7 protein-coding genes are annotated in these 12,533 nt (G+C 59.1%); 5 read left to right on the top strand and 2 right to left on the bottom strand.

Translation table 11 applies throughout. From position 1 onward, the window contains the following. Positions 1 to 24 precede the first annotated feature (24 nt). The gene (locus tag FJ398_19845; GenBank protein ID MBM3840174.1) at positions 25 to 2,844 is read right to left on the bottom strand and encodes a c-type cytochrome; all 2,820 of its coding nucleotides are present in this window, start codon (positions 2,842 to 2,844) and stop codon (positions 25 to 27) included. Between the two features lie 382 nt (positions 2,845 to 3,226). On the opposite strand from FJ398_19845, the gene FJ398_19840 reads away from it, so the two are divergent. The 5 genes from FJ398_19840 (at position 3,227) to FJ398_19820 (ending at position 9,812) form a co-directional block, all read left to right on the top strand. Then, positions 3,227 to 4,156 (top strand): RraA family protein, encoded by a 930-nt coding sequence (locus FJ398_19840; protein ID MBM3840173.1) that lies wholly within the window; start codon positions 3,227 to 3,229, stop codon positions 4,154 to 4,156. A 17-nt stretch (positions 4,157 to 4,173) separates the two neighbouring features. Further along, positions 4,174 to 5,619, top strand: a complete 1,446-nt coding sequence (locus FJ398_19835) for a mandelate racemase/muconate lactonizing enzyme family protein (protein ID MBM3840172.1) — start codon at positions 4,174 to 4,176, stop codon at positions 5,617 to 5,619. A gap of 443 nt (positions 5,620 to 6,062) precedes the next feature. Next, positions 6,063 to 7,049 (top strand): TIM barrel protein, encoded by a 987-nt coding sequence (locus FJ398_19830; protein ID MBM3840171.1) that lies wholly within the window; start codon positions 6,063 to 6,065, stop codon positions 7,047 to 7,049. 78 nt (positions 7,050 to 7,127) lie between these two features. Continuing rightward, positions 7,128 to 7,910, top strand: a complete 783-nt coding sequence (locus FJ398_19825) for a DUF1080 domain-containing protein (protein ID MBM3840170.1) — start codon at positions 7,128 to 7,130, stop codon at positions 7,908 to 7,910. 204 nt (positions 7,911 to 8,114) lie between these two features. Beyond that, positions 8,115 to 9,812: a VCBS repeat-containing protein gene (locus tag FJ398_19820; GenBank protein ID MBM3840169.1), complete on the top strand. Its 1,698-nt coding sequence runs from the start codon at positions 8,115 to 8,117 to the stop codon at positions 9,810 to 9,812. Between the two features lie 1,213 nt (positions 9,813 to 11,025). Here FJ398_19820 and FJ398_19815 read toward each other — a convergent pair. Beyond that, complete coding sequence (locus FJ398_19815; protein ID MBM3840168.1) at positions 11,026 to 12,069, bottom strand: IS110 family transposase; 1,044 nt, start codon at positions 12,067 to 12,069, stop codon at positions 11,026 to 11,028. Positions 12,070 to 12,533 lie beyond the last annotated feature (464 nt).

Below are 12,533 nucleotides of genomic sequence, written 5' to 3'. Positions count from 1 at the left end.
AAGCGAGGGAATTGATTGGAAGCGCTATTTCTGAAAGCGCGCGTCGTTGGCATCGCCTTCCGCCATTAGATACGCGAGTAAGTCGAGAATCTGGTCCTTCTCCAGCATGTTGACGATTCCTGTGGGCATGTTGGAAGTTTTGGAGAGGCTGCGGCGCTGCACGTTCCGTTTTGGCACCGTCACATTCTCCGGCGCGAACGGATTCGCGCGGATGACGATCGCGCGCTCGGTTTCGCTCTCAATGCGGCCTGCGATGATTTCGCCGTCCTTCGTCTCGATTTCCGTCGCCGCGTATTGCTCGGAGATGACCTTGGAGGGAAGGAGGATGGATTCGAGAACCTCCTGAACCTTCAGTCGCTTTCCCACGCCGGTGAGGTCGGGGCCGACGCTTCCGCCTTCGCCTGCGAAGCGATGGCATTGGGCGCAGCCCGTATCACGAAACGCCGCATGGCCCGATTCAAACGAGCGCCCGGCTTTGGCCTGCTCGAGCGCCGGGAGCACATCCTCCATCGTCCAATCGCGAACGAACGGCCGGTCCGGTTTCATTTGCGCGATCCAATCGCGGAACAGTTGCACCGCGCGCTGATCCACGACCGCCGTCACGAGCGGCGGCATTTGTCCCGAACCGCGGCGGGAGACGCGCTGGAGCAACACGGACCGTCCCGGATCGCCCGGCGCAACGAGCATGGCGTTGTCGATCCCGAACGTGTCGTGCTGGGGCCGCGCGCCGATGAGATTCATTCGTTCCTTGCGCCGGCCGAATTCGAGCTCCATCTGTGCATTGCCTCCGCCCGCTTCGACATGGCAAACCGAACAGTTGGCGTGCAGGTACGAGCGAGCGCGGGCCTCCAGGTCGGCGCTCGAATCATACGGATCGACGAGTTGAGTGAGTTTTTCGGGAGGATTTGAAATGGAGTTGGTGAAAAGGCCGATGTGCTCCAGCGTCCGCAATTGGTTGTCCCGGACCGCGCCGTAATCGTGCTCCCGGTTCATCTGCGCTTCGGACATGCCCAACACATAATTCACCGCGCGGCTGTGGCAGACCAGGCACTCGGCGCGCGCCGGAATTCGCCAGGTCTGTTTGCGCGCGCCGCCAGACGCGGTCGAGTCCTTGATGCGCAGGGCGATCTCTTCGCCTTTGGCTGGAACCAACGTGGCCTCGGTCTGCTTCGCATTCCAGCGATACGAATAGCCGGCCCACTCGCCTTGTTGCTTCAGCAGAATTCGAGTCTCGATTCTGCGGGCGGACGCCGGATTTCCATTTTCGAATTCAAGAGAGAGCGTTTGCACGAGCACGGCGCCGTCCGGAAAATCCCAGCCGCGCGAGTTTTTGTAAGTGATCTTGGAATCGCCGGGCAACCCGAGGTAGCGCTCGGCGCTCGCGCCATCAGCCCAGCCTGGCGCATTGACCGAATAAGGGATCAGGCCGGCATCGGCGCGGTGTTGCTTCACCGATGTGAGAACCCCAGTTTCGCTGAGCTTCAGCGGAAACTTCGGTCGTTTCGAGTCCTTTGGCGCGCGAATAAACTGATAAATCGCCCCGGCCACGTCGGCCACCAGCAATTCGCCCCGGTGACTCACGCCGAAACCGGCGATCTGCAGCGACGTGTCCGTCAGCTCCGCTTGCCACGTGAGCCGTTTGCCGTCGTGCCGCGCGCCCCAGATTTTTCCCGTGGAGTAATCGCCATAAACATAAACGCCGTTCAACTCCGGAAATTTTTCCCCGTAATAGACCACGCCGCCCGTAAGCGACCGGAACTCCGCGTGATGATGTTCGATGGTTGGCTTGACGATCGGTGTGGGACCGCGCGCGCGATTCAAATAGAAGGGATGACTCCCTTCATAGACGCTCCAGCCGAAATTGTCCCCGCGCCGGACGAAGTAGGCGGTTTCCCACAAGTCCTGGCCGTTGTTGCCGACCCAGACGTGGCCCGTCTTGCGGTCCACGGTCATTCGCCACGGATTGCGAAATCCATAGGCCCACTTCTCCGGCCTGGCGCCGGGCAGGTTCACGAATGGATTGTCCGGCGGCACGGAGTACTTTCGGTCCGCGTCCGGATGATCGACGTCGATTCGCAGCAGACTCGCGAGCAAACGGCTCATGTCCTGTCCGCTGTCCCACGTGTCCGAATCACTCGTGCCGTCGCCGGACGTGATGTACAACATGCCGTCGTTTCCGAATGCCAGATCGCCGCCGTCGTGGCCGGCGGATTTCCATTCCAGGATAATTCTCTCCGACGCGGGATCGCACCGATGCGGCGCCTGGCGAGCCACGGTCAGGCGCGAGACGCGATTGCTCCGGTCCTGGCGGCCCCAAGGGCCGTTGCTGAACACGAAGAGGTAGCCATTCGTTTTGTAGCCGGGATGGAAGGTCAGGCCGTAGATCAACCGGCGCGTCACCTCGAAGAGCGTTTCGGTTTCCCTGGCGCCGGGATCGTCCTTGAATCGGAGGATTTTTGAAGGCACATCCCTGTCACCGCCCTGTTGAATAACCAGAAGCTGATCTGTCCCCGGCTCGGCGGCCACGTAGAGAGGCGCTTTCCACGCGATGTTCGTGAAAGTCTTTTCAACCAGATAAGGAGCGGGCGGCTCGGGTGATCCCACCAAACGCGACGTCGTCCAGGGAATGCGCCGTTCCAGACCGAACGGTTTCTCGTCCGCAGCGCGTGAGACCGCGGCAAATTGCGCAAGCCAGAGCACAAGAGTAACGGCAAGGGGAAGCTTTGGAAGAAACGGCAGGGAGGACATTAAGATTGATGACAAGGTGAAATCAAAAGCTGGCGAAGGCTCCGAAATTGCCCGGTCAATGTCAATATCGGCTCGTCTCCGCTCAGCGATTCTCATTTTGACTTCGGTAGGGCGAGCCTGTCCCCAGCGAGCCGCCTCCAACGTGTTCCCACGACGTCGGACACGGCTCGCCGGGACGGACTCGCCCTACCCTGGAAACGTTCGCCTTCATGGGAAGCAGTCCATAATGAGAACTGCTGGTCTCCGCCCAGCGATTCTCATTTTGCGACTCAGGGAGCGCTGGCGTCCCCCGCCGGCGTGTGGGGTTGATAAGATCACGGGAATTCGCCGACAAGGATGTCGGCGCTCCCGGTAAGATGAGAATGGCTCGTATCCGCGCCTCGGCGCCTTATTGCGCTTCCAAAGGAAGTTTTCCGGTTATATCCTGATTCAAATCAATGTTCCCGACCGGCATTTCACATTTTATCTCGGAGCCGCTATGAATCTCCATCGCCATTCGCTGCTTCTGTTTCGCGTCCTCGCCGTCAGCCTGACCGCCAGCTCGGTCCCGGCTCAAGTGGGTGTCTTTTCCAAGGAACAAATCATCCAGTACACTCCGGACTGGAAAGGCGAACGTTTTCCGGATGGCCGGCCCAAAGTTCCCGACGACATTCTTCAGCGCATGAAGGACGTTTCCATCGAGGAAGCCTGGGGCGTGTGCCGCGGCCGTGGTTTTAACAATCAGTTCGAAGGCAACTGGGTCATCACAGGAGAAAAGCCTGTGCTCGTGGGCCGCGCCGTCACCGCTTATTTCCATCCCGTGCGTCCGGACGTCAACAAAGTCATCGCCGACAAAGGCAAAGAGGAAGGGCGCATCGGCGGGCAAAATTCCTGGGTCATCGACACGGTCGTCAAAGGCGATGTCATTGTCGTGGATCTCATGGGTAAGATTATCGACGGCACGTTTATGGGGGACAATCTGGCGAATTCGATTTGGTCCAAGAGCGGCGGGCTAGGCGTGGTGGTCGATGGCGGGGCGCGGGATATCGAGGGCGTTGAGGAAATTCCCGATTTCGTCACTTTCACCCGAGGTTGGGACCCGTCCGCCATTGCCAATGTCATGCTCATGGGGATCAACACGCCGATCCGGATCGGGCGCGCGTCGGTGATGCCCGGCGACGTCGTGCTGGCCAAGAAGGAAGGCGTCTTCTTTGTGCCGGCGCATCTGGCGCAGGAAGTGGTGGAGCGTTCCGAGGTCATCCGGCTGCGCGATCAATTCGGGCATCAACGGCTGCGCGAAGGCAAATACACCCCCGGCCAGATCGACCGCAATTGGACGAGCGACATCGAAGCGGATTTCAAGGCGTGGCTCCAGGAGCGCAAAGACAAACTGACCCCGTACCAACGGCAAAGACTATTGAATGAGTAATCAATCAAAAACCACCCATGAACACGATGAAACGACGAGATTGGCTTAGAGGAATGGGCCTCGGCGCAGCCATGACCGCCGCGGGCGCGCGCACGGCATTTTCCGCCGAAGAAGCCCAAGCAGTCCGAGGCCGCGTGCGCACCGCTTCCGAGCCTTCCAAACTCAAAATCACCGACATGCGCGTGGTGCGCATGCCGACCACCATGAACCCGTACGTGATCCGGATCGACACCAACCAGGGCGTCAGCGGTTACGGGGAAGTTCGCGACGGCAGCAGCCCGACGTTCGCGTTGATGCTCAAGAGCCGCATCCTGGGCGAGAATCCCTGTCACGTGGATCGGGTTTTCCGAAAGATCAAACAGTTCGGCCACCACGCGCGCCAGGCCGGCGGAGTGGTCGCGGTCGAAATGGCTTGTTGGGATCTGGCGGGCAAGGCCTGGGGCGTGCCGTGCTGGCAAATGCTCGGCGGCAAGTTCCGCGAACAAATCCGCATGTACGCCGACACGACCACCAGCCGCGATGCAGAGGTCATGGGCAAACGACTCAAGGAACGCCGCGAGAAAGGATTCACGTTCCTGAAGATGGATATCGGCATCCAGCTCGTGCAACAAATCGAAGGCACGGTCACCGCCCCGAGCGATCGCGGCAAAGATCCCCGCGACCTCTACGGCAAGCCTCGCCAGTTGGTGCCGCATCCATTCACCGGGACTCGAATCACCGAGAAGGGGCTGGCTAAGATTCAGGAATACGTCGGGAACGTCCGCGAAATCGTCGGCTGGGATATTCCGCTCGCTTCGGATCACTTCGGCCATTTCGCAATCGAAGACGGCATCAAGCTGGCCCAGGCGCTCGATCCCTTCAACCTGGCCTGGCTGGAGGACATGGTGCCGTGGTTTTACACGGATCAATACGTCCGCCTGCGCGATGCCTGTAAGACCCCGATCCTCACCGGCGAAGACATTTATCTTAAAGAAGGATTCCTCCCGCTCTTCGAGAAGAAAGCCATTGCCATCTGTCATCCCGACATGATGAGTTCTGGCGGTTTGCTGGAGACAAAGAAGATCGGCGATCTGGCGATGGAACACGGCATCGCCATGGCCATGCACATGGCGGGTTCGCCCGTCGGTTTGTTCGGGTCGATCCATTGCGCCGCGGCCACGGAGAACTTCCTGGCCATGGAACATCATGACGTGGATACGCCGTGGTACGAAGATTTGGTCAACGGCGTGCCCAAGCCCTTCTTCAAAGACGGTTTCATTCCAGTCCCGGACGGCCCCGGCTTCGGCATCGAATTGAACGAGGAAGCCATCAAGGAAGGCATGCGGAAGCGGCGCTGGGACATCGAAAGGTACTTCTTTCGGCCCACGGACGAATGGAACCAGGAACGCTCGAATGACCGGCTGTGGAGTTGGGTTCCGAACAAGACAGGGGTGGCACAGCCCGAGATGCTGTCCTCAACCTAATGCACGAACTATGAAAAGCACATCCCCTCTCCGTTGAGCGAGGTATCTGTTTAGCGTTGGTGGGGACGGATTCCACTCCGTCCCTGACTAATCCTTGAGACGTCTCTTGAAGGGAGAGCCGGACAACGCAAAAACCAGGTGCCTCCGTTGGTCCATCGTCTCTTCCTGGACGGCGGTCTGCCTCAAGGCTTGATTTGGGACGGAGTGGAATCCGTCCCTACCACGCTGAACACGAATTGAGGGTGAGGGTGATGGCCACGAGATTCTTAGAGCCTATGAAACCTAAACGATCCGTTACACGTCGAACGTTCCTTGCCGCCACAGGTGCGGCCGCCAGCGGACTGGTTGGAAATTCGTTCCATGATGCCAACGCCGCGCCGGCGGCGGCGCCGCGCGATGACTTGCCGACTGCTCGGAAGGAAAACGCCCCCTCCGGCCCGGTCATGAAGCTCGCGGAGATTTTTGGCCCGACGGAAAGCCGGCTTTGGCGCCTGGTCAAACAGTGCGGCGCCGATCACGTCGTCGGCACGTTTTCCCGAATGGGAGCGGCTGCCGACAGTTCAAACGAGAAACCCTGGAGCTACAATTCTCTCGCGCGCCTCAAGAAGGCTTACGAAGACGGCGGCTTTGAATTGGCCGTGATCGAGAGCCGGCCGCCCACAGACAAGATCAAACTGGCGTTGCCCGGCCGCGACGAACAGATCGACGACGTCTGCGAGCTCATTCGCAACATGGGCAAGCTGCACATCCCGGTCTGGTGCTACGAGTGGATGCCGGTCAACAATTGGACGCGCACGTCCTCCGAAACTCGCGGTCGCGGCGGCGCCCTGGTGACGTCGTTCGATCTCGCCCAGTTGAAAGGCGAGCCGATCACTCAATACGAGAAAGTCACGGAAGACGACCTGTGGGCCAATTTGAAATACTTCCTCGAACGCGTCGTGCCCGTCGCTGAAACGGCCCGGGTGAAACTGGCGATGCACCCGGACGATCCGCCGCTCTCGCCGCTGCGCGGGTTGCCGCGCATCATGCGAAGCGTCGAGAATTATCAGCGACTGCTCGACCTCGTGCCCAGCGAAGTCAACGGCATCACGCTTTGCCAGGGAAACTTCACGTTCATGACGCCGGATCTGCCCGCGGTCATCCGCAAGTTCGGAAAGCAAAAGAAGATTTTCTTTGTCCATTTCCGCGACGTCCGCGGCACCTCGGAGAATTTCGTGGAGACTTTCCACGACAACGGCCAGACCGACATGGTCGCGTGCATGCGCGCGTACCGCGACATCGGCTTCGACGGCGTGTGCCGACCAGACCATGTGCCCACGATGGATGGCGACAGCAATGAGAGGCCGGGTTACTCCACCATCGGACGATTGTTCGCGCTCGGCTACATCCGAGGCCTGGTGCAATCAGTCTATTCTGAAAAGACGATTTAACGATTTAACGTTGTAACGCTGTAACGCTTCGCCTGCGGCTTGCTCCGAAGCGAACGTGTGGCGTATGCTCCCACCCTCATGAAGACACCTATCACACCATCCTTTTTCATCGCGGGGTATTTGCTCGGCGCCTCGCTGGCCACTCTTGCGGCTCCCGAAGGCGTCGGCGTCGGCGCGAAACCCATTTCCGCAGCGGAGATTCTCATCGATGGAACGCGCCAAATGCTCGACGAGAAATGGACTTACTGGCCAGGCCCCGGCTTCAAATCCTCGCTCCCCATCAAATGGCCAATCGTCGAAGATCCCGTGGACAAAGGCTCCGTCGTGATGACCGACGATCGCGCGGCCGATGGCGGACGATACGGCGCCGCGGACATTGTGACGAAGAAGGCGTATCGGGATTTTCGGCTCCACATTGAGTTTTTGGTCATGAAACCCGGCGGCAACAGCGGGGTGTATCTCCAGAACCGTTACGAAATCCAGGTGCTCGACGGCGACAAAACCAAGCACGGCATGGGGGCGGTGATCAACGAAACCGAAGCGCCATATCACGCCTACCACGGCGCCGGCAAATGGAACGCTTACGACATCGTCTTCCGCGCCGCGCGGTTCAAGGACGGCCAGCGCGTCGAGAAAGCGATGCTCACGATGTATTTCAATGGCATCAAGGTTCACACCAACCAGACCATCAATCAGGTCTGGGGCGGCGCGCGTTCGGGCATTGATGGCGGGAACGACGGCGGCAAAGGCATCACCGACACGCCGGGCGGGCTGAAGTTGCAGTGCGAAGGCCATGATGTGCGCTATCGCAATACCTGGATCAAGGATTTGGATCTGAAAGAGGCGAACACGGATTTCTGATCCGTAACCTATGCAGCCAAAACTGGGGAGCACACGCGCCCTCGCGTGTCCCGACCGGCGCCCCGCCGGTCGGAAGGCCGTCTCAGTATGCCATCCGGGGAGGAGTTTTTAGACCGTGAGACTGTGGTCGGCGAGGCGCCGGCCACGGCACGCGAGGGCGTGTGCGCTCCCCATCGAACTGGATAGACACTGCTGAGCTTCTCCATGAATGGGATCAGATCGGAACGCCTTGTCCTCGTCATCTTGTGCGGGGTGTTGTTGGCCGGAGTCGCGCTGGTGGCGCTGCGAATCCAGAGGGAACCATCGAACAAACGTGATTCAGCCGAATTCCACGATGCATCCAGCAACGCTTTCAACGCAACGTATCTGAACGCAGCTCGCGGCCACGATACGACGCGGCGCAGAGAATGCAGTTCCTGCCACTCATCAACCGAGATCTTAGCGCGGCAGAAGTTTGGCTTCCTGACCAACCGCACGGCGCTGAGCCGCGACGCCTGGGTCAAGGAGATTTTGCTCTCTGCCAGATGCGGTGGATGCCATCTGGTTCCCGATCCAGCCAATCTCCCCAGGCAAAGCTGGCGCGAAACGATGTCCCGCATGGCGCAGATCATGGAAACGCGCGGTGTGCCAAGACTCACCGACGATGAATTTCAGGATATCCTCCACTTCTATTTCAGCTTCAGCCCGGAGGCACTTTCCCGGCTGGCCGATGATCCGAACGCGAGCGAGTCGCCGTTGCGCTTTGAACCAATTCCTTTGGGCAGCCCACTGGGCGCCGATGCGCGTGATCGCCCGTTCCTGGGCCACGTGCAAATTGTCGATCTCGACCAGGACAAACGGCCTGAGGTGCTCGTGTGCGATACCGGAAAATCCCGGCTCACCTGGATTCAGAACCAGAATGGAGTTTGGAAGGAGGACCGGATCGCGACACTTCCGAATCCGGCGCGCGCGCAAATCCTGGTCGGAAAGCAGAGCGGCCATCTGGACATCGTTGTGGCATGTCTCGGCGCCACGGTGCCGACGGACGAGCCGGTCGGAAGCGTGGCGCTCTTGTCCGGCGACCCCGCCCACCGCTTCACATCCATTACCATCCTGGACCAGACCAGCCGAGTCGCGGATGTGCAGCCCGGCGATTTTGATGGCGATGGGGACAGAGACTTTGTGATCGCCGCGTATGGCTTCATCCAGCAAGGCGAAGTCGGATGGTTGGAGAAGCGGACCGAGGGTACCTATGCCTACCAACGCGTCGTGCAGAAAACGGGAGCGGTGAATGTCCTCCCGGTCGATCTCAATGCGGATGGGCGCCTGGATTTTGTCGCCCTCTTCGCGCAGGAGCATGAGGAAACCTCGGCCTTCATCAACGACGGCCAAGGAAGATTTCAGGAGCGATTGCTCTTCAAAGCGGCCACGCCTTCCTTCGGTTCTTCCGGCATGCAAATGGTCGATCTCGATCAGGACGGGGATCTCGACATCCTTTTCACCAACGGCGACAACCTGGATTTGCCGACGATTATTCCGCGCCCCTATCATGGCGTGCAATGGCTGGAGAACAAAGGGGGCCTGAACTTCCTCTGGCGCGATATCTACCGCTGCTATGGCGCGTATTGCGCCGTGGCTGGCGATCTAAACCAGGATGGCCATCTCGACCTCGTCGTTTCGACCTTGTTCAATGACTGGAGCGATCCGAAACGCGCCAGCCTGCTGTGGTTGGAGAACAACGGCCAGCAACACTTCATCCCCCACACGATTGCGACCAAACCCACGCATTTGATCTCGGCAGCCTTGGGCGACTTCGACGGCGACGGCTGGCTCGATGTCGTCGCGTGCGGCATGTACACGTTTCCGCCGTTTGACCGGATGGGCCAGGTGACCCTGTGGAGAAACCGAGGAGTTCGCAAATGACGGCGCAGGCGAGTTGAACACCAGTGCATTCACAAGTTGTCGGCTCCATGAAGGCCCTACTGCTTGGCCTGCGGGATGGACGACAAAGCTCGTAGCGCAGAGTTGCACTCTGCCGTATCGCAGAATTGTATTCTGCGGGGCGTCTCCCAGTCCGAGCACGCTGGGACTTGCCGGCGCCCTGCCGATTGGAAATCGGCGATACAGCAGATTGAAAAATCGTTTTTTCCACTTTTCAAGGCCATTCATGCGGTTTCTTCAATACCCACCGAAGCATTGATTCTATTGGTTAGAATGGAGTTTGCGTCCGTCTTTGTTGGCCTTGTCTAACAAGCATTGAAAGTGGCACAAATTGTGGCACACGCACCCCATCTCTCAAACACAGATCGCTCGCTCAACCGTGCTTTCCGCTTTCCTCTCATTCGGACAATTGGTCCGCAGCTATCAATTCTACTTGCTGGAATATGGTTTCCCATCCGTTCGAGATTGTCGAGACCTCTCACGCAATTGATTGGGCCAGACACAACCCAGAGCCTCGATTTGTTCAACCGAAAGACCGAGCCTTCTCAGATCGTCCCACCGTCCAGGATTGTCAGATTGATCCGCGCTGAGATCGGCACCAGGCCAGACTGCCCGGATCACGTTCATGAACCAACGGTAATCGTCGACTTTCGGACCAAGTAGAAGTCGGGCCAATGGTGAAGGTTTTCCCCAAGGAACCGATGGCGACTCCATTTCTCTCGCCCCGGATTCGTCTTCACAGAGAGCTGGATGGACTCGCTGCGTCAGGGTCCGACCGGAGGCAACGACAGCGCCTTCATGGTTCTGCTCGGTGCCCTCAGCCCGCTTGGGGGGATCACCCGCGCTTTCGATGCTCAAGACGAGCCGGATTTCGGGATCACTTAACCCAAGCTCACCTAACCGCCGCCGAAACCATTCCCACCGATTGTCGAAATTGTTCGTCGTCTGGTTCCACCTGCCCGGAATTCAGAAAACGTTCAGTGCCGGTCCGTGTTCATTCAGTTGCCAAAGAGCTCTGGTTCACAGGACTCTCCAGGAGCCCTGCGTCCAACCTACCGTTGACTCACGGCACGGTCGAATCGCCTTCAAAGCTTGCTCAGCCATCTCAGTTTGGGCAGGAGTGCGGTCGCCTCCAATCAGAACCCAGGGCTGTGCCCCAACTCCTCGCGCTGGCTGGCGACCGCTCTCCCAAAATTCAATGCTGAGTTTTCATCGCTAATTCTGGAAACACTCGTTTGGGATCATAGTCGGTCTGCTCGGCCATCAGATACCAGGCCGCCTTGGCCAGCTTGCACGCCAGCGCTTTGGTCGCGATCACCGTGCTGGTCTTGGCGGCCTTGCGGTCATACCACCGCCGGCACAACTCGTCCGTGCGCCGCGCAAAATGTGCCGCTTCCACAAACGCCCAGGCCAAATACTTGTTCCCGCACTTCTGGTTGTTGTCGCCTTTCTTCTTCCCGTTGGAAGTCCGTTGCGAGTCCACCGTCCGGCAATAGCTGGCAAAGTGGCCCGCATCGGCAAACCGTCCGACATCTCCCACTTCCATCGTGATCGTCATCCCCAGAATGATCCCCACTCCGGGCAGCGTCTTGAGCTTGGGATAGTACGGAATGTCTTGGGCATCTTTGATCACGGCTTGCTCAATCTTGTCGATGCTCTGCGTCAAGGCCTCCATGTGACGTTTCTGCTCCTGCGCAATCAGTTGATTGGCCGGGTGGTCGTAGAGCGCGGTGGCCTCACTCAGTGTCATCTTTTTCAAGCGGCCCAACTCCATCGCTTGGCCTGTGGTCCGGGTGTAGAGACTTTTGAAACTGAGCATCAGGGCCGTCCGCTGACGCACCAGACTCATCCGCCGCCGCAATAAATCCCGCACCGGGCGCAAGATCGGATCGTACACGTAACCGGTGGGCAAAATCTTCAGCCGCGACAGCTCCGCCAGAAAATACGCATCGTTCTTGTCGTCGGCGTGTTTGATCCCGCTGTATTGATCGATCTTGGCCGGATTGGCCAGCACCACGGGATAGCCTTGGGCTTTGAGCCCATCCACCAGCCAATACCAGTTGTAAGTCGATTCCACGGCCACGCTTTCCAGCCGGTCTTTGTACGGATCCAAAAACTGCACGATCTGTTTGAGATCGCACTGGAGTTTCTGATGACCCAGCCGCCGTCCGTCCTCGGCCAGCAGGCCTACCATCGCGTTGTTGCTGTGTAGATCGATTCCTGCCACAACTTTGTTCATTAGGTCTCCTTTCGGTTTGAGTTGTCGTTGTGTTCTTCATCTCTGAACCACGACAACGCTTTACCGTCAGGAGACCGTCTTCGGCAATGCGGCACCGCGCCGCCTAACGGTCTCGGTCCACGCCTCACTCGCGCCGTCTATGGGAGCGGGCGAGCGAGCGGCGGCGACGGGCTTCCGACTCACGCGGCAACCTGCCGCGTGAAAGGTCGCGGGTAATTCCTTGCGATTCACCCAGGAGTGATCCGCGACCGTTCCGTCCGGCTGGTAGCCGCACGGAACAGGCAAGTTGCCTGTGCCACCGACAACATCTGTTGAACACTTGGATGGCGCCCAAATCCTGAGAGCGTGTCCGAAAATTGCGCGGGGTCCTGCGGCGAGGGATTTTGGCTGTGGCCAAGGCGGCGAGGTCCGAGCATCCCCAACGCGGGCTGTAAGGACCGAGCCAACGCAGGCCACGGACAAAA

Source organism: Verrucomicrobiota bacterium, assembly GCA_016871535.1.
Classification (GTDB): Bacteria; Verrucomicrobiota; Verrucomicrobiia; order Limisphaerales; family SIBE01; genus VHCZ01.
This window is presented reverse-complemented; position numbering and strand designations above follow the sequence as displayed.